General features: G+C 36.0%; 16 protein-coding genes. 9 read left to right on the top strand and 7 right to left on the bottom strand.

Translation table 11 applies throughout. The annotated features are described in order from the left end of the window. Positions 1-938 precede the first annotated feature (938 nt). Genes DIT68_RS05575 through DIT68_RS05550 form a run of 6 tightly spaced genes read left to right on the top strand, consistent with a single transcriptional unit; the run spans position 939 to position 5,622 of the window. Positions 939-1,577 (top strand): DUF4290 domain-containing protein, encoded by a 639-nt coding sequence (locus tag DIT68_RS05575; protein ID WP_146194131.1) that lies wholly within the window; start codon positions 939-941, stop codon positions 1,575-1,577. 5 nt (positions 1,578-1,582) lie between these two features. Further along, positions 1,583-2,887: a UDP-N-acetylglucosamine 1-carboxyvinyltransferase gene (gene murA, locus DIT68_RS05570; RefSeq protein WP_109358832.1), complete on the top strand. Its 1,305-nt coding sequence runs from the start codon at positions 1,583-1,585 to the stop codon at positions 2,885-2,887. A gap of 39 nt (positions 2,888-2,926) precedes the next feature. Continuing rightward, entirely contained in the window at positions 2,927-3,421 is a 495-nt protein-coding gene (locus DIT68_RS05565) for a peroxiredoxin family protein (protein ID WP_109358831.1), read from the top strand. Positions 3,422-3,425: 4 nt separating this feature from the next. Further along, positions 3,426-4,337 carry an RHS repeat-associated core domain-containing protein gene (locus tag DIT68_RS05560; RefSeq protein WP_109358830.1) on the top strand — a complete coding sequence of 304 codons (912 nt, stop codon included), beginning with the start codon at positions 3,426-3,428 and terminating at the stop codon, positions 4,335-4,337. Between the two features lie 16 nt (positions 4,338-4,353). Further along, positions 4,354-4,896 (top strand): hypothetical protein, encoded by a 543-nt coding sequence (locus DIT68_RS05555; protein WP_109358829.1) that lies wholly within the window; start codon positions 4,354-4,356, stop codon positions 4,894-4,896. Positions 4,897-4,941: 45 nt separating this feature from the next. Further along, positions 4,942-5,622, top strand: a complete 681-nt coding sequence (locus DIT68_RS05550) for a hypothetical protein (protein WP_109358828.1) — start codon at positions 4,942-4,944, stop codon at positions 5,620-5,622. A 64-nt stretch (positions 5,623-5,686) separates the two neighbouring features. On the opposite strand, the gene DIT68_RS05545 is transcribed toward DIT68_RS05550, so the two are convergent. The 4 genes from DIT68_RS05545 to DIT68_RS05530 all read right to left on the bottom strand — a co-directional run bounded on the left by DIT68_RS05545 (position 5,687) and on the right by DIT68_RS05530 (position 7,570). Then, the gene (locus tag DIT68_RS05545) at positions 5,687-5,959 is read right to left on the bottom strand and encodes a Txe/YoeB family addiction module toxin (protein ID WP_109358827.1); all 273 of its coding nucleotides are present in this window, start codon (positions 5,957-5,959) and stop codon (positions 5,687-5,689) included. Then, on the bottom strand, positions 5,956-6,180 hold the full coding sequence (locus DIT68_RS05540) for a DUF2683 family protein (protein ID WP_109358826.1): 225 nt from the start codon (positions 6,178-6,180) through the stop codon (positions 5,956-5,958). The genes DIT68_RS05545 and DIT68_RS05540 overlap by 4 nt, the downstream gene beginning before the upstream one ends. A 6-nt stretch (positions 6,181-6,186) precedes the next feature. Then, a complete protein-coding gene (locus tag DIT68_RS05535) occupies positions 6,187-6,525 on the bottom strand; it encodes a helix-turn-helix domain-containing protein (RefSeq protein ID WP_109358825.1) in 339 nt (112 codons plus the stop codon). A gap of 148 nt (positions 6,526-6,673) precedes the next feature. Then, positions 6,674-7,570, bottom strand: a complete 897-nt coding sequence (locus DIT68_RS05530; RefSeq protein WP_109358824.1) for a CDP-alcohol phosphatidyltransferase family protein — start codon at positions 7,568-7,570, stop codon at positions 6,674-6,676. A gap of 163 nt (positions 7,571-7,733) precedes the next feature. Between DIT68_RS05530 and DIT68_RS05525 the strand changes: the two genes are divergently transcribed. From DIT68_RS05525 to DIT68_RS05515, 3 genes are all read left to right on the top strand, one after another. Continuing rightward, entirely contained in the window at positions 7,734-8,819 is a 1,086-nt protein-coding gene (locus DIT68_RS05525; protein ID WP_146194130.1) for a putative type IX sorting system protein PorV2, read from the top strand. Positions 8,820-8,851: 32 nt separating this feature from the next. Then, a complete protein-coding gene (porU2, locus tag DIT68_RS05520) occupies positions 8,852-13,996 on the top strand; it encodes a putative type IX secretion system sortase PorU2 (RefSeq protein WP_109358823.1) in 5,145 nt (1,714 codons plus the stop codon). A 210-nt stretch (positions 13,997-14,206) separates the two neighbouring features. Continuing rightward, entirely contained in the window at positions 14,207-14,467 is a 261-nt protein-coding gene (locus DIT68_RS05515) for a hypothetical protein (RefSeq protein ID WP_146194129.1), read from the top strand. 210 nt (positions 14,468-14,677) lie between these two features. Here DIT68_RS05515 and DIT68_RS05510 read toward each other — a convergent pair whose 3' ends face one another. From DIT68_RS05510 to dnaE, 3 genes are all read right to left on the bottom strand, one after another. Next, positions 14,678-14,950: a Txe/YoeB family addiction module toxin gene (locus tag DIT68_RS05510; protein ID WP_109358821.1), complete on the bottom strand. Its 273-nt coding sequence runs from the start codon at positions 14,948-14,950 to the stop codon at positions 14,678-14,680. Continuing rightward, complete coding sequence (locus tag DIT68_RS05505) at positions 14,938-15,150, bottom strand: DUF2683 family protein (RefSeq protein ID WP_109358820.1); 213 nt, start codon at positions 15,148-15,150, stop codon at positions 14,938-14,940. The genes DIT68_RS05510 and DIT68_RS05505 overlap by 13 nt, the downstream gene beginning before the upstream one ends. Positions 15,151-15,278: 128 nt before the next feature. After that, positions 15,279-19,643: a DNA polymerase III subunit alpha gene (gene dnaE / locus DIT68_RS05500; protein ID WP_109358819.1), complete on the bottom strand. Its 4,365-nt coding sequence runs from the start codon at positions 19,641-19,643 to the stop codon at positions 15,279-15,281. Positions 19,644-19,779 lie beyond the last annotated feature (136 nt).

Here is a 19,779-nt window from a genome sequence, read left to right as displayed (position 1 = left end):
CTCCGGGTTGGTAAGTGTTGGCGCAGCGCGCAATCACTTCCAAACCCTGATTTTTGATTGAACCCACCTATGAAACTGTCATCCTGAACCTTGGAAAAATTTTTATTTTTCTAAGGGAAGGATCTCTTCTAATCTTTTTATTATCAAAGCTTCTCACAATAAAAGATAACTAGATTTAAGCGAAATTACTTATTGCGATTTAAATGGATAACCATAAAAATGAATTTTTTGGATTCGACTTATCATTAATTTGTTTTGAAATTTATCATTGCCACAGGAGTGGCAAAATGTTAATAAAAACAATTATGAGTTTCTTCCCAAAAGCCACAGTGGCGATACATGGGTAAAAGTTAAGTAATTAGCGGCCTTTTTTTTCTAAAAAAAAGAACTATGCTAGGTTAATGAAAGTATTAATTCTAGTTTGTGTCACCACTCTGTGACTCAATAAAAAACGGCTTGCGTTTTTTATTGACATATCACCCACTCTGTGGGCTTAGCTAGGATTACAGCATAGAAAAATCTCCTTCCATAAACGACCTAACTTGGTAATCCAATAAAATAATTCTCAAAATCTATATAATTTGTAAAAATCGTCTGTTTCCGACCAAGCAGTAAATAGAAATTTGGGAAGGATCTTGTCAGTTTACCGCTGAATCACATTATTATTAAGTTAGAAATATTTACTGGTAAAGTATCGGATAGGCATTTTAACTAAAAATCTTGAACATCTCTGACTTTCATTATTGGAATTAAAGAAGATTTACTATTTTTACCCCAAAACAAAAAAATTATGTCTAAAAGAACTTATTTTGATGATTCGACTGTTGCTTTAGGAGCTTTATATACAGTTTTTTTACTTGGAGTTGTGGTTGCTATCGTATTTTTTGGATAATTCTCACGCTTAAAAAAGGTCTTACCTTAAATTAAACAAAATCACTTTGGAAGAATACTCGATGAACGCGCTTTCCTATAATACGGAACGGGCTCAATTACATATTCAGGAATATGGAAGAAATGTTCAGAACATGATCAATTTCGCAAAGAAAATTGAATCTAGGGAAGAACGTAACCTTGCTGCACGCGCAATTATTGATGTGATGGGGCAATTAAATCCACACTTGAGAGACGTAGAAGACTACACCCACAAATTGTGGACGCACATGTATATCATGAGTAACTTTGAAATTGATGTAGATTCTCCTTACGAAATTCCAGAACCAGAATCGCTTTCTGAGCGTCCAAGGGTTATGGATTACCCACGTAATACCAGTAAGTACGGTCATTTTGGTCACTATGCTGAGAAAATGATTAGGGAGGCCGCAGATAATGAGGATGTTGAGGAAAGAGAGTATCTAACTGAACTTCTTGCTAATTTGTTGAAGAAGAATTACCTGACTTTCCACACGCAAAACGTGGAGAATAGTGCGATTACTTCACACTTAAGGGAGTTGTCTGGCGGTAAATTAAAATTGTCAGATATTAATTTGTTAAAACCAACAAATACGATCCTAAAACAAGTGGGGGTTACTCCTAAAAAAACTATTAAAAAGCACAAGTCTAAAAAACGCAGAAAATAAAAATTATGGCATCATTCGAGATTCATGGAGGTAAAAAACTAAAAGGTGAAGTAATTCCGCAGGGAGCAAAAAACGAAGCTTTACAAATACTTTGTGGGGTTTTATTAACACCTGAAAAAGTTACAATATCTAATCTTCCCGATATTATCGATGTCAATAAACTGATTAATTTACTCCAGGCAATGGGAGTGAAGATCGAAAAAGTTGAAAAAGGAACTTATATTTTCCAAGCAAAAGATTTAGATCTGGATTATCTGAAATCTGAAGATTTTAAAGAACGTGCAAGTGGTTTAAGGGGTTCTGTGATGATTATAGGCCCTTTATTGGCTCGTTTTGGTAAAGCATTCATGCCTAAACCAGGTGGTGATAAAATCGGAAGAAGAAGATTAGATACGCATTTCGAAGGACTGATAAAATTAGGAGCAAGTTTCAATTTTGACTCAAAAGAACATTTTTATACTGTAGAAGCAGAAAAGTTGGAAGGAGTCTACCATCACATGGATGAAGCCTCTGTTACTGGAACTGCAAATATTGTAATGGCCGCATCATTAGCGAAAGGTAAAACAACAATTTACAACGCCGCTTGTGAGCCTTATTTGCAACAACTGTGTAAGATGCTCAACAACATGGGGGCGAAAATTACAGGGGTTGGAAGTAATTTACTACACATCGAGGGAGTAAAAGAATTGGGTGGATGTTACCACAGAATTCTTCCAGATATGATTGAAATTGGTAGTTTTATAGGATTGGCTGCAATGACGCAATCTGAAATTACGATCAAAGATGTAGGTTATGAACACCTTGGAATTATACCAACTATTTTTAAAAGGTTAGGAATAAAGTTAGAACGTCGTGGAGACGATATTTTTGTTCCAGCTCAAGAGTCTTACGAAATAGATACCTTTATAGATGGCTCTATTTTAACCGTCTCAGACGCACCATGGCCAGGGTTCACACCTGATTTACTGAGTATAATATTGGTCGTGGCTACGCAAGCCAAAGGGAGTGTTTTGGTTCACCAAAGAATGTTTGAATCTCGCTTGTTCTTCGTGGATAAATTGATTGACATGGGAGCACAAATCATCTTGTGTGACCCGCACAGAGCAACGGTCATTGGAATGAACAGAGAGAATAATTTACGCGGTATCCAAATGACTTCGCCTGATATTAGAGCAGGAGTTTCTTTGTTAATTGCTGCACTTTCTGCTGAGGGTAAAAGTGTTATTCACAACATAGAACAAATTGACAGAGGATATCAAGATATAGATATTCGCTTGAATAATCTAGGAGCAGATATTAGAAGGGTATAGAACTTGCTCTAAACCAAAATTAAATACAAAAATAGTGATATGAAGAATATAGTTTTACTCCTCGTAGGTTTTCTGCCATTCCTGATGTTTGCACAACCTAAAAATGGAATGCGTGCAATTGGATTTACATTATTAAATCCAGAAGGAGAAATGGTTGCACTTGATGATTATAAAGGAAAAGTGATTTTACTTGATTTTTGGGCTTCATGGTGCGGACCGTGTAGAAAAGAAAATCCAAATATCGTTGAAGCCTACGAAAAATACAAGAATTCAAAATTCACAGACGGAAAAGGATTTGTTGTATTAAGTGTTTCCTTGGATAGAGAAGAACAACCATGGAAAGATGCCATTGTTAAAGATAAATTGAATTGGGAAGGCCACGTTTGGGATAAATCAAAAGAGATAACTAGAAAATATAATGTTCGTTCAATTCCACATTCATTCTTGATAGATGGAGATGGAAAAATAGTCGCACAAGGAGATGCCCTGAGAGGTATTGGATTGCACGTGGAGATTGAGAAATTGATTAAGTAGGGTTTTGGGGTTAGGTTCTTACCGTTATGGCTTCCAAGGTCAGGAAATGGATGACGAGGTAAAAGGCGAGGGAAATAGCGTTAATTATAAATATCGTATGCACGACCCAAGAGTCGGGAGGTTCTTTAGTGTTGACCCGTTGGCGAGTAAATATCCTTTTTATTCACCTTATGCGTTTAGTGGAAATAGAGTTTTGGACGCTGTTGAATTAGAAGGGTTAGAGCCTAAAATGACTCCTGATAAAGCTAATCCAGATAAAATCTATGTTGCCTCTTATGGTGCGATTACAGATGATAAAGTATTAAATGTTTATGATTGGAAGGCTGTTGAACAAACCTCGAATGGTGTTGTCTGGGAAATGATTGGACGGACAGACATTAATTCGGTCAATTTTGTAGATAAACAGAATTTAGCATTTGAACCTTATGATGAATCGAAGTATAGCAACTCAGTTAGCGATATGATGACAAAGCGCTCTAATCACATAAGTGCCACCTATAACTCAATGGCCTCCGAAGCATTCGAAAAAGGAGACTATAAGCAAGGTATAAGTATTTATGCAAGCAAATGGGATAGATTACTGAAGGGTGATGTTGGAGCGTTTAATGCATCAAAGGGATTAGATGGAATATCTGAAGTCTCAGGGTACTTTCCTGGAGGAGGTCAGATTCTTAGTACTGGTTCGGACTTATTAAGCGGTTATATGAAGGGGGCTTTAGAATTTAAACTTGGAGATAAAGATGCTACAAGTAATTCACTTAATAGAGGGGGCGAAATTATTAGGAATGAGATTGTTGATTTTGGTATAGACTTAACACTTGGGGCAAAAACTAACGCGACAACCAATTCATTGATTAAAGGGTTGCGAGGTTCAGCATCAAACGGTAATCTAGAATCAGAACCAAAGCAAGAGTAATTAAAATGAATTTTCAATGATTTCACCAAATGGATTTTTATTTCTAGGTTTTTTTGCTGTTCTTTTTATTCTTTATTTTTGGCAGAAAACAAGAACAGACCAGTGGCGAAAGCCCTTGATTCTAGTCGGAGGTATTGCTTTTATATTTTTGGGTTACTATTTTATACTCAATGACATCTACACAGAGCAATTAAAAACAGATTCAAAGTTTTTTTATACTGCTATTATTTCTGTCTGTATAGGTGGGTTTGTGGTTTACATTGCTTACTCTAAAAGAAAAGATCAGATACAGAATGCTTGGCGACTTCCTTTAGTTTTTATAGGAGGAATTGTACTGATAATGTTTGGTACTTTTCTTTTAGGAGTAATGTTTTTTAGTATAAGCTATGCTTCACTATTTGTTGGAGTTATCGGTATAGTTGAAATTCTTATTTCATTAAAAATATCACATACGAGAAACAGTGTTAAATGGCTGTTTCCGTTATCTCTAATAGGAGGTTTGATTACTTTTGTTTTTGGAATAATCACTTATTTCCTATTCACAACTTCAATTATATGAAATCAAAAATAATTAAAAAATCACATGCATTTTAAATAGAGAGCTATGAAAATTAAATTAAAACAAATGTTATTAATCATAATGTTTTTAGGAATAAATGTTTTTTTGTTTTCACAGATAGAGACTAAAATAAACATTAACCAAATGGGCGTAATTACAAAAGCGTCATTAAACATTGATTCAAAAAGTAGATTGTTTGTTGGCCAGGAGTATACTATGCTGTTAAATGTCAATTTTAAGGAAGATATAGTCTTGGATGTTAAAAATGCAAAGATTGTATTTATAGAAGGAAGCAAACATAACACCGGGCCTTTATTATTTAAAATAACACCGTTAGATACTGGTAAAGTAACTATTGATGTGGGGAGATTATTAGATGCCGAAAATGTACCTCAATTGGGGCACTATTCTTTTCAGGTTAGCAGCTATGCAATGCCTCCAATTTACATAGATGAATCTAATGAGCAATTTCTTACAGGATTAAATGAAAAATCAAGGATAACCTGTCATTACCCCGAAGAAATGGGGGTTTTCGAAGAATATGCTGTGAAATCATGGGAGGCAAGAGTAAATGAAAAAACTTTCACAGGAAAAGGTAATTACTTTAGTGAAGATTTTATAGTATATATTAATCAAGTTAAAGACGAAGTATTTCTTTTAAAGATAGAATTAGAAGATAGTAATACAGGGTTTAAAGAATCTGAAGCTGTGTTTTATATTAGGTAGATCTGCAGTTGTACTGCAGGCCCCAGCTCGTGCGCGACTCCGTTCGCGTTCGCTGGGTATATTGTTACCAATAATGTCCTTTCAAAGAAAGAATAAGTATCTTATCCTCTTTTTCAATTACTTCGTAAACAATACGGTGTTCTTTGTTGATCCTTCTTGACCAGTAACCAGAAAAATCATGTTTAAGTTGTTCGGGTTTACCAGTTCCAGTAAAAGGATGCTCAATAATTTCAACGAGTAACCGATTTAGTTTTTTAAGGAGGACCTTATCTCCACTTTTTCTGAAAGATTTAATATCCTTAGTAGCTGTATCTGAAAAGTCTAATTGATAGCTCATTTTAGTCCTAAAAATGATTCTAAATTATCTTTATTTACAGTAGTATATTTTCCTTCTTGAAACTCTTTCTTACTGCGCTTTATCTTTTTGACAAAATCAGGATTATAGGGTTTATCTTCAGCTTCCTCAAATTTCATTTTAAGCGCCTTTACAAAAGCTTTCAGGGCGTTTGCCTGCTCTTGATTTTCGGTATGTATGATATATGTATTTCCTGCTTCCATAATCTTCTATTTAGCAAATGCTTGCTTTGTTTTAAAATGCTGGATGTAAGTATCAATCACATTAAATAACACAGTTTTGGTAGTGCTATCCATCTCTTGAATATCATTAATACGTTTTACTGTCTCTTTATCGAGTGATGGAGTTGTTGCATCATCAACTAAGAAATCAAGTGTAACCCCAAAAGCATTAGCAATTTTTTTAGCCGTTTCTACTGATGGCAGAGCTTCATTTCTTTCATACTTTCCTATTGCTTCTCTTGAAGCACTAATTTGTTTAGCCAACTCTGTTTGTGACCAACCTTTTTGCTTTCGCAATTGTGTTATTTTATCTCCGATTTTAGTCATAATCCAACCTTAAAATGTATGATAGTACATTGATTAAGCAAATATACGGTAAAAAAGTGCAAATAAAAACATGATTATTACATTGCGCCAATGAGCTGCTTTTTTTATATCCTCTTAGGCAAGTGGTAGAATTATAGGCAGATACAATCTACAGATCTTTTTCTATATCGTCCATAGCTGTTCCATAATTCGTAATTCTCCCCACCTTATTATTCACCACCGAAAGCAAAATATATAAAATCACAATAATTGGAATTGCCCAAGCCCACAAGAACAAGATAATCACCAATGAAGTCAGTAAAAACGAATATCTAATTTCGTTTCCTTTCCATTTGAAAGTGGTGAACTTTAAGGCAAATAAAGGAATTTCTGATACCAACAGAATTGAGAATACCACCACTAAAGTAAGTAAAACTTGATCTTTAATTAGTGTCATTGAAACTACAGTTTTCCAATTGTCTTGACCAAAACCATCCCAAAGCATTAAGGCGAAAGCAGCGAAAAATAGACTATTTGCCGGAGTTGGAAGCCCTATGAATCCTGTTGCTTGTCTTTCGTCTAAATTGAATTTTGCCAACCTAAACATGCTCATGAAAGGAATCAATAAAGCGAAGAATGGCATTACCTTGTACCAACCATAAAAATGAGTTGGAAGAAATGGAGAGTTGTTTCCTACTAAATCATTCATAAAAACAGATACCCATAATTGAACGCTAAACCCCATGGTTCCATCAAGCCAAAGTTCATTGAGTCCTCCGCCAGATTCTAAAATAATGTCCCAAGCTCCAGAAAGAATTAGTAGCACAAATACTATCAACCCAGGCGCAACACCAAATGTGATTAAGTCAGCTAAGGAATCTAACTGCTTGCCTAATTCGCTAGGTTGTTTTAAAATTCGGGCGACAAATCCATCAAAGAAATCAAATACGGCTCCAGCTATAATTGCCAAAACTGCTAGTTCTAATCTTCCTGAAAAGGTGAAGATGATACTTGAAACTCCACACAACAAGTTGAAGCCGGTAATAATATTTGCTACTGTAAACATAGTTGCAAAGAAACAAATAATGTTTTAATGTTGGATTGGGTTTATCAGAAATTCTCTTTAGAGGAATATTGACGAATCTGATTTTGCCATTTTCTATCGTGCTGTTAATAAAAGTTATAAATTTGCACAATATTTTGCGCATTTTTGCGCTATTGTATGGACTATGAAAAAACAAATTTGGTTTATCACTCTATCTGTTCTGCTATTACAAAATTCATTTTTTGCGCAAGAAGAGACAATAGCACCTAAGTATTCGAACGAATTTCTTCAGATTGGTGTTGGCGCACGTTCTTTAGGACTTGGGAATGCACTTGTTGCAGGCGTTGATGATGTTACATCTGTATACTGGAATCCTGCAGGCTTAACGAAGGTTCAAAATAAATTTGACGTTGGATTAATGCATTCGGAATACTTCGCTGGAATTGCCAAATACGATTACGTTGGTGTTGCACATAAAATCGATGACAAAAGCGGAATTGGTTTTGCTGCAATTCGTTTTGGGGTGGATGATATTCCAAATACTACGCAATTAATCGACAACGAGGGAAATATAGATTACGACAGAATTACCCTTTTTACCGCTGCAGATTATGGTTTCTTATTTTCTTACGGAAGAGAACTAGGGGTGGAAGGATTGAGCGTTGGTGGAACGGTAAAAGTTGTTCATCGTCGTGCTGGAGATTTTGCAAGAAGTTGGGGATTTGGAATTGACGCAGGAATGCAATATCATATCAGCGATAAATGGTTTTTTGGAGCGATGGCCAGAGATATTACCTCCACTTTCAACGCTTGGATTTTTAATTTAGATTCAGACATGCAAGAGGTTTTCTTGGAAACTGGAAACGAAATTCCTGAAAACGGTTTGGAATTAACAATGCCACGTTTAATCTTGGCAGCCAAAAGAAAGTTCGATATTGGTTGGCAAGATATTTCTATTTCTCCTGAAATAAATGCAGCCATAACCACGGATGGTCGCAGAAATACTTTGGTGAAGTCTGGAGTGGTTTCCATTGATCCCGTAATGGGTTTAGAGATCGCTTGGAGAGATATTGTAGCTGTTAGAACTGGTGTAAATAATTTTCAATATGTGAAAAACTTCGATGATAGTGAATCTTTAGTTTTCCAACCTAACATTGGGCTGGGGGTTACGCTTAAAGGAATTACGCTAGATTATGCTTTTACAAACATCGGAAATCAATCAGAAGCTTTGTTTTCTCACGTAATTTCCCTTAAATTCGGGTTTAAATAAAACGGTATTTTAATAATATCTACTAGAACCCTATGCGAATACTATTAGGCTTACTTTCATTTTTCATGACTTTCTCTGTCGTTTGGGCTCAACCTTATGGAAATGAGTGGATAGATTACGGACAGAAATATTACAAGTTTGGAGTAACAGAAACGGGGATTCATAGAATTTCCTATCAAACTTTAATCAATGCTGGCGTTCCAATTAACACCATTGCAGCCAATAAATTGCAGGTTTTTGGTAAGCAAAAAGAGTTGCCTTTACATATTCAAGACAATGGCGATAACGCAATAAATGTTGGAGACTACATAGAGTTTTATGCCGAGAAAAATGATGGCTGGCTAGACTCAACACTCTATGATACGCCTTCCGATATTGGAAACCCTGCTTATTCTCTTTATAGCGATACTTTATATTACTTTTTGACTTGGACAACCGCTTCTGCAAAACGCTTCATTAATGAAACTGATGTAAATTTTTCTGTATACTCTCCAGCTGCTTATGTTTTAGATCAGTCCAGTATCAATTACAACTCTAGTTATTATGGAGGATATTCAGCTTATTCCTCCTACAGTTCTTACTTCTCTGCTGGAGAAGGTTGGGGAGGAAGTAATTACGACGGTGCATCCAATTTCACCTTAACGATTCCTGTTTCTACACCCAATGTATTTACCGGTGTTGGCGCTCCTGCTGCAAAGTTCCATGCAAAATCAAATGCCAATTCTAATGCAAGTTATTCAGGTGCAGGAAATCACCATTTGAGATGGGAGCTGGGAGCGAATCACGCTGTAATGCATGATGAAGTTTTTTTGGGATATAGGCAAACAGTGGTTGATCAGGACTTTTCGGTTTCAGAACTTTCGAGTGGCACAACAAATGTTTTTTTTAAGATAATTGGAGATCAAGGTGCAGCAACAGATTATCAGTCTATAAACTACTTGTCTATTAAATATCCGCGTCAACTTTCGACCAATGATTCTTATTTTGAATGGGAAGTTCCCAGTGCAGGAACTCAAGCCAAAAGCCGTTTAGATATCACTGCTAATAATTTGAATAACCCAATTGCTTACGTATTTGGAGATATTATTTCTCGAAGAATTCCTGTGGTGAATAATGGCGGTATCTGGCAATTGCTTGTGCCTAATTCGGTAAGTGGTGCTAATCAAAAACTGGTAGTCTCTTCAGAAACAGAGGTAAAACAAGTTAACTTCCTAACTGCGGTAAATGGAAACGGATTTTTCACTGATTATAGTCAGCAAAATGTGGAGGGAGCTTATCTTCTTTTATACAATAAAGCAATGCAAGCTTCGGTAAATCAATATGCAAATTACAGAGCTACACCAAATGGCGGTGCATATAATGTTGTAAAATGCGAGGTGAATGACCTTTGGATGCAATATGGTGGAGGAGTGCCAAAACACATATTGGGAACACGTCGTGCTGTTAATCACATTTATAATCTGTCTACCATTAAGCCTAAAGCTTTATTTATTGCAGGAAAAGGAATTTCTGAAGCAAGTAAGCCTTTCACGGCATCAGGAAGCGCTCCAAGGAAAAATGCATACATAAATTCATTAAATCTAGTGCCAAGTTACGGCTATCCTTCCAGTGATTTATGCATTACAGGAAAGTGGAATGGCTCCTCCAGTTTTAAGCCTCAAATCCCAACAGGAAGGCTGGCTGCAAGAAATGATCAAGAGTTAAATATGTATTTAGCAAAGATTAAAATTTATGATGCTGCACAAAATCAAAATGCTATTTATAATAAAGAGCAGAGGGAATGGCAAAAGCAAATCTTACATTTTGGAGGTGGATCTTCTGCCAGCGAACAGGCGCAATTACAATCCTATTTGAATGGGATGAAAAACACAATAGAAGGAGCTGATTATGGAGGATATGTCACTTCTTATTTCAAAACAACTTCTAATCCCTTTAACCCAGTCCAAAATGCTGAAGTGAGTTCACTTTTAGAAAATGGAGTTTCGTTAATGAACTTTTTTGGTCACGCAACTGGTGATGGATTTGACCAAAATATTGACGATCCTACCAATTGGAATAATACAGGAAAGTATCCAATGGTAATAGGGAATGGCTGTTATACAGGAGATATTTTTAAACCGAGCAATACCACCATTTCAGAATCTTTTGTGTTTCAAGAAGATTTAGGAGCAATTGGTTTTTTATCTTCTTCACAGTTGGGATATGCCTCTTATTTGAATTTATATACCGCCGAACTATACCGCCAAATGAGCCCAGATAACTATGGGGAATCTATTGGGAATCAAATTAATTCTACAATCGGCAATTTGGAAAGTGTTAATCCAAGTTTTTTGACCGAGGTGACAGCAATGCAAATGATTTTACACGGAGATCCTGTGTTGAAATTAAATTGGCATGCTAAACCAGAGATTGATTTGACCATTCAGGATATCTTTTTTACACCCAATCAAATCGATTTATCTACAGACTCCATCGCGGTAAACGTAATTTTGACAAATTTAGGGAAAAGTATTGTCGATACCTTTGGATTAACCATTACGAGAGGATTTCCAAATTCTTCGGTAGATTCAATTTATAATTTAACTGTTCCAGGTTTAAATTACAGAGACACCATTGAATTTAAAATGCCACTTCAAGCAAATGTGGGTGCAGGAATTAATCAATTCACGATTCAAGCAGATTTACCTTCTTTTATTCAGGAGCAATATGATGAGTTTAATAACAACGAGGTGAAGATGGATTATTTCATAAATATTGATGGAATAATGCCCGTCTTACCCTACAATTATGCTGTTGTTCCAAATGATTCAGTTGTTTTAAAAGCCTCTACAATAAATCCCATTGCTGCTTTTAACGCTTACCGTTTCGAGATAGATACCACAGATTTATTCAACAGTCCATTCCGCAGATATGCGATAAAAAGTGGCTTAGGAGGTGTAAAAGAAGTTTTTCCTAATGAATGGAAAAAGTCGTCTAATAACGCTCTTTCGCCTTTGGTTTTGGAAGACAGTGTCGTCTACTTTTGGAGAGCAGCCATCGATTCTAGCGTGTTGAATTGGACTGAGCATTCTTTTCAATATATTCCAAATAAATCGGGCTGGGGACAAGATCATTTCTTTCAATTTAAGAATGGAAATTTTAATGGTGTTTCTTATGAAAGACCTACAAGAGAAAGAAGCTTCGCACCAAGGCTAACCGAGATTTCAGCGCACGTTTATGACAATGCGAATACACAAGCTAAACAGTTTGCTACGTTATGGAGCGTGAACGGGCAAGATGCTGATTATGGATTGTGTTTTACGACACCTTCTTTTCATGTAGGAGTAGTAGATCCTGCTACTCAAAATCCGTGGGGTTCTTTTTATAATGGGGTTAATGCGAATCGCCAATATGGAAATGTGAACAATGGAAGTGGTTGTAGAAACCGCGTAGAAAACTATTTTATTTTTAGACAAAACTCCCTGGGGCAACTTCAAGCTTTCGAGAATATGATCACAAATGAAGTTCCGGATGGGCATTATATCATCGTTTATACAACGATGAGAGCACTCTATAGTGAATGGCAATCTTTGTACCCAAGTTTGTTTACTACTTTTCAGAATATTGGAGCAACGGGAATGAGTCCATCAGCTCCTGAGCGCGCCTTCATTTTAATTTATGAAAAAGGCAATCCAAGCTCTGCTGAAATTGTTCATGCACAAACTGCGGGTGAAAGTATTGTTTTGTCGAATGTGCTTACAGGTGTTGCAGGAAGCGGTTTTGAATCTTCAACTTTAATTGGTCCAGCGGCAAAATGGGAAACGGTGTATTGGAAACAACACTCCAAGGAATTGCCAACAAATGATTCTACGCGAATGGTGATTAAAGGTTTTGACCATAACAAGCAATTACAAATTGAAATTGATACAATTTTTACATCAAATGATTCAATAATTAATTTCAATGCTATTCTTTCCGCAACTGATTATCCATACTTGCAATTACAAGCGAATTATTATGACAATGTCACACTCACCCCAGCACAAGTGGACAGATGGCATGTTTTATATCAACCATTACCAGAAGCAGCCATTGATGGGTCAAATGGATATGTATTTCTGCCCGATCAAGGCGATTCTTTGCAAGAAGGAATAGAAATGTCATTCGCTGTAGATGTTAAAAATATTAGTGATTTAGAGATGGATTCGCTGTTGGTAAATTACTGGATTACCGATAGAAATCAAGTCAAACACCCGATTAATTATCAAAGACAAGATTCTTTAAGATCAGGAGAAGTGCTAAGAGATACTGTTAAATTTTTAACTCAAGGCTTATCTGGAGATAACACATTTTGGATGGAGGTAAATCCGTATAACAATGGAGTGAATAATCAATTCAAAGACCAGCCAGAATTGGCGCACTTCAATAATGTATTACAAATTCCATTTACCTTAAAACAAGATGACATTAACCCAATTTTGGATGTCACTTTTGATGGGCAGCACATTTTGAATGGTGATATTGTAAGTCCAAAAGCTGAAATTGTGATAAGTTTGAAAGATGAAAACCCATTTTTAATAATGGATCAAGATGCCGATACGACAAACTTTGGAATATTCTTAACCAATCCATCAGGAGAACAAAAACGCATTCCTTTTATCAATGGAAATGGGGAGCAAATTTTAACATGGATTCCAGCAAACGGCTCCGATCTAAGATTTGAAATTATTTATAATGCGGAATTTGAAAAATCTGGTATTTATGAATTGATGGTACAAGGATCAGATAATTCAGGAAATTTATCCGGAACAAAAGAATACCGAATTCAATTTGAAGTGGTGCTGGAATCTTCCATTACTCATCTGATGAATTATCCAAATCCTTTTTCTACTTCAACCAGATTTGTATTTACATTGACCGGAACAGAAGTTCCCGAGGATATGATCATTCAAATCATGACGGTTACAGGAAGAATTGTAAGAGAAATAACCGAAGATGAATTGGGGTTAATTAGAATAGGAAGAAACATCACCGAATATGCATGGGACGGAAGAGATGAGTTTGGAGACCCGCTAGCTAATGGTGTTTATCTTTACAGATTGAAAGCCAAAATTAACGGTGAAGACATTAAGCACCGAGCATCTGGAGCAGATCAACACTTTAAAAAGAATTGGGGGAAAATGTATTTGATGAGGTAGGTTTTTAAATTGTTTTGCTGTTTTTTCATTGGTGTTTTATGACCTATATTTGTTTTACCCCAAATTCCTTAAAAGCAGTTACCGCGAGATTATACGAGGTTTGCTTTTATTTTTTTGAAATTCAGATTGTCTAAAGTTATTCCTGCTTCGAAAAGCAACGGTATCAATCATCAATATATTTTCTTATTTTTAAACAAAATTCAAATTCTGATGACACTTGATTCTTGGTCAATAACTTTGATTTTTATTTGGTTAGGAATGATCATTTTTGGGATTTATCGAAAAAGATATTTATTGACCGCTATTTTTGTCGCCTTAGAGATTTCAGTTCTTTTGATCTCTTATTTCTTCGATAACCGCGATTACAGAATGCATATTGCTGTATTTGGAACAACTGCTTTGTATTTGGTTACCTTGGTGTTTCTCATGATTTTATTGATGTTGGAGTTCCCCAAACTGAAAAAGGAATAGAGAAATGCAGAGCTTTTTTCAAGGAAGTGATTGGTCGGAAACAGACGGATTTTATAAAATAGATTGTTTTTGATGAGAGTTGAATTTATTTTTATGAGGTGATGCCTTAGCATCAGGCGATTAAGAATAAAGGGAACTATCGCAAAAAGAACTGTTTTTAATATTGATGTGTTTCCGTCCAGACACAAGTTAGTAGAACTTCTAAAGTTTTTATAAATAATGACCTTCTAGAGAAAGAATTATGATTTTATTCTCTTCTTCGTGAACTTCATAAACTAATCGGTGTTCTCTGTTTATTCTTCTCGACCAGCAACCCGAAAGCTCATGTTTTAACGGCTCAGGTTTACCAATCCCTTTAAACGGTGTTTTCTTGATATCTTCAATTAGATTTCTAATCTTCTTTAAGATATTACTTTGACCAGATTTTTTGAAAAAATGAATATCATCATTGGCTTTAAAAGTATACTCTATTAATCTTTCCATATTTCATCCAAGTCAATTTGAACAGTCTTTCCCTCTTTAGCTTGCTTTTTACTTTCTTGAATTTTCTTAACGAAATCTGGGTTATATGGAATATCCTTTGTGATTTCAAATTTTATTTTCATAGCTTTTGCTATTGCTTTAAGAGCTTCGGCTTCATCATTTGATGAAGGATGAAATATAAATAAACTATTTGCTTCCATTTTATATCTGATTTTTAATGGTTTTAAAACCTTATTATGATTCTTATTCTTTTCATGAAATAAAAAATTACTTTTAAGTAAATATAAGAGATAGCTAGATAATAAACAAATTCTCAACTCCCCTAAAATCAAATCAACTTATATTCAATATTCTTCGTCTTCAAGGTCTTTAAAACATTTTCATTAATATCTATCTTCAACGCACGAGAAGGCATTTCGATTTCCAATTTATTTACAGTGTCATAAACTTTAAATTTCACCTGGAATTTCCCTTCGTTTTCTTTAAAAATATGATCTATATCTTCAATAAAGGTATGGTTGACTTCGCTCAATGGAACAGACAATTCTAAGGCACTTGCTTTTTGATCTCGTAAACTGGATAAAAAGTCAATCTTCTGAATCTTGAATTCAAAAGAATTTGGATCCCAGCGTTTCGACATTACTTTTCCTGTCAAATAGATAAACGAACCTTCCACCATGTAATCTCTGAATTTCCCATAGTCTTCCCTAAACAAGAAAAGTTTCGTGGAATCATTATAATCCTCAATCATAATGGTTCCAAAAGGATCACCTTTTCGAGTATGTCGGTGTTCTACTTCGGTAATAATTGCCGCGAGGGTAAACTCTAAATTTTTATATTCTTCAAGATTATTAATGAATTCTACACTACCATTACAAAATGAATCAATATCGATTCTGTAATCATCGAGCGGATGTCCTGAAATATAAATTCCAACCACCTCTTTCTCCTTATTCAATTTTTGAAGTGATGACCATTCTTGAACCATTGGGATTTTAGGCGCAGGTGTTTCTACTCCCGAATCTTCACCAAACATGCTAAATTGATTAGAATTCGCACTTTCTTGGTGGTTACTCCCAAATTTTATGGCATTCGCTAAGAAAGTTCTGTTGTTTTCCTCTACGAAATACTGCGCCCTGTGAACATTAGAAAAGGAGTCTAATGCTCCAGATAAAGCCAAACCTTCGAAGGCTTTTTTGTTACATTTTCTAAGGTTTACGCGTTTTGTAATATCAAAAATATCTCTGAATGGACCGTTTTCCTTTCTTTCTTGAACAATTGCATCTACAGGACCGTTTCCAACACCCTTTATGGCTCCCAATCCAAAACGAACAGCTCCTTTTTGATTTACTGTAAATTTAAAGTTAGATTCATTTACATCAGGACCTAAAACTTCTAATCCCATTCGTTTACATTCTTCCATGAAGAAAGTAACTTGCTTGATGTCATTCATGTTGTTACTCAACACAGAAGCCATGTATTCCGCAGGGTAATTGGCTTTTAAATAAGCAGTTTGGTAAGCAATCCAAGCATAACAGGTAGAGTGAGATTTGTTAAACGCGTAAGAAGCAAAAGCCTCCCAGTCATGCCAAATCTTTTCTAACTTTCCTTTGTTATGGCCTAATTCAGCTCCTTGATTTAAGAATTTCGGCTTCAATTCAGCCAATAGACTCAATTGTTTCTTACCCATCGCTTTACGCAATGTATCGGCTTCACCTTTCGTAAATCCACCCAATTTTTGAGAAAGCAACATTACCTGCTCTTGGTAAACGGTAATTCCATAGGTTTCTTCAAGATATTCTTTTGAAGCTTCAATGTCATAAACGATTTCCTGTTCTCCGTTTTTACGTTTAATAAAGTCAGGGATATATTCCAAAGGTCCCGGGCGATACAAGGCATTCATGGCAATTAAATCGGCAAACACAGAAGGTTTTAATTCCCTCATGTATTTCTGCATTCCTGGAGATTCATATTGGAAAACCCCAACTGTCTCTCCACGCTGGAATAGCTCGTAAGTGGGCACATCGTCTAAAGGGAAGTCATCTGGTACTAAGTCAATTCCATGAATATCCTTAACAAAGGCAACTGCATCTTTAATTAAAGTCAGCGTTTTTAATCCCAGAAAGTCCATTTTCAGCAATCCTGCTTCCTCAACCACGGAGTTATCGTATTGCGTACAATACATGTCAGAATCTTTAGCCAATGCTACAGGAACGTATTCGGTGATATCGCTTGGTGTAATTATCACACCACAGGCATGAATTCCTGTATTTCGCACATTACCTTCCAATCGTCTGGCATTTCCAAGAACTTGAGCAGGCAAATCTGTACCTTTCGAAATTTCAATTAGCTGATTAGCCATGGCAATACTTTCCGCATTTCCTTTTAGCTTTTCAGATAAATCTGCAGCGTCTAAACCAAAGATTTTCGAGAGTGAAATATCTGGAATTAATTTCGCTAATCTATCCGCTTCGAAAAGTGGAAGGTTTAAAACTCGAGATGTATCTCGTATGGAAGACTTCGCAGCCATTGTACCATAGGTGATAATTTGAGCCACTTGATTGGCTCCATATTTATCGATTACCCATTGAATAATTCTTCCACGACCTTCATCGTCAAAGTCAATATCAATATCGGGCATGGAAACACGATCAGGATTCAAGAAACGCTCAAAAAGTAGATCGTATCTAATGGGATCAACATTTGTAATTCCATTGCAATAGGCAACTACAGAACCCGCTGCAGAACCCCTTCCAGGTCCAACAATAATTCCCATGTCTCTTGCGGCATGACAAAAGTCTTGTACAATCAAAAAATATCCAGGATAACCAGTGTTTTCAATAACCGACAACTCGAAGTCTATTCTTTCTTCAATTTCAGTTGTTATCTCTGGGTACCTTTCTTTTGCTCCCTCATAGGTGAGGTGACGCAGGTAATTATTTTCACCACGTTTTCCTCCGTCTTCTTTGTCAAGCGGATCTGTAAATTGTTCTGGTATATCAAAAGCAGGAAGAAGAATATCGCTCGCTAAGGTGTAATTCTCGCATTTGTTGGCAATTTCTATGGTGTTTTCAATCGCTTGTGGCAAGTCGGCAAACAACTCCTTCATTTCGTCTGGAGACTTAAAATAGTAGTTGTCATTGGGCAAGCCATACCGGAATCCACGTCCTCGACCTTTTGGTGTCTCCACCATTTCCCCATCTTTAATACACAACAAAATATCATGCACAGAGGCGTCTTTTTTGTTGAGGTAGTAAGTGTTGTTTGTAGCGACAAGTTTGACATCATGTGTTTTAGCAAAACGCAATAAAACTTCGTTTACACGGCGCTCATCTTCTTGGTCATGACGCATTAATTCTAAATAGAAATCATCTCCAAATTGCTCCTTCCACCAAATTACCGCTTCTTCAGCTTGTTTTTCACCGACATTCAGAATTTTTGATGGAATTTCTCCATACATGTTTCCTGAAAGAACAATGATGTTTTCTTTATATTTTTCTACAATCTTCTTGTCAATTCGCGGAACATAATATTTACCTTCTGTAAAGGCAATGGAAGACATTTTCGCAATATTATGGTACCCTTTTTTATTTTTTGCTAATAAAACAACTTGATATCCATTGTCTTTGACCGTCTTATTTAGATGGTCTTCACAAATATTGAATTCACATCCAATGATTGGAGTAATTTCTTTTTGATGAAAAGTTTTTCCTTCGCTTTCCGCTTCCTTACGCTGTTGACGCACATTTTTATTGTGTGCTGCTATGTGTTTTTCGAAGTGAAAGGCCGCCATCATATTTCCAGTATCGGTTAGCGCTACCGCTGGCATATTGTATTCGGCTGTTTTCTTTATTAAGTCTTTAATGCTACTTGTCGACTGTAAAACGGAGAATTGAGAATGGTTATGCAAATGCACAAAGGAGGTTTCAGCTAATTTTTCAAGCCCTTCTTCAATTTCCTCTTTTGAAACTTCTTCCTGCGTTTCATGTTTCGCTTTTAAGGCCGCACTTTTTTCTTTAAGGTTTAAATGGGTTAATCCAACGGGCTGAATGACATTCGGATTAGCATCAAGATAATCTTCAATATAGCTTTCTTCAGCTTGTAATTCTTGCGCGGTAAAAACTCTTCTTCTTACCAATTCAAAGAAAGAACGCGCAGTGGCTTCTACATCGGCAGTTGCATTGTGGGCTTCACCAAACGGAACATCAAATAAATGCTGATGTAATTCTGTTAAAGTGGGTAGTTTGAATTTTCCTCCACGTCCACCAGGAATACGGCATAATTGAGCTGTGGTTTCTGTACACGTATCCAAAATTGGCATATCGTGCATTGGCGTTTCCATGTTTAAACGCACAAACTCTGATCCCATAACATTGATATCGAAGCCAACGTTTTGTCCAACAATGAATTGAGAACGCTCTAAATCCTTATTGAACTCCTCCATCATTTCACGTAGCGAAACACCTTCTGTTTCTGCTAAAAGTGTCGAAATTCCGTGAATCCGTTCCGAATCATAAGGGATATCAAAACCATCAGGACGAATTAAATAGTCTTTGGCCTCAATTAATTGACCTTTGTCATCGTGTAATTGCCAAGCAATTTGAATACACCTGGGCCAGTTATCAGTGTCAGTGTATGGAAGGTTCCAATTTTTAGGTAAACCTGTTGTTTCAGTATCAAAAACTATATACATGGAGTGGATTTTATACAGTTCAAAGGTACGGAATTGAAAATTGAAAATGGATAATTCACGCTTGATAGTTGTCAACAATGTGCTGCCTTTTAGTTTTCGTTGAATAGGAGCACAATGCGTTCTGTCGCTGCACAGT

It is taken from the genome of Brumimicrobium oceani (genome assembly GCF_003143775.1).
Classification (GTDB): domain Bacteria; phylum Bacteroidota; class Bacteroidia; order Flavobacteriales_D; family Crocinitomicaceae; genus Brumimicrobium; species Brumimicrobium oceani.
The sequence above is the reverse complement of the archived record's forward strand: the minus strand, read 5'-3'. Positions and strand labels throughout refer to the sequence as shown.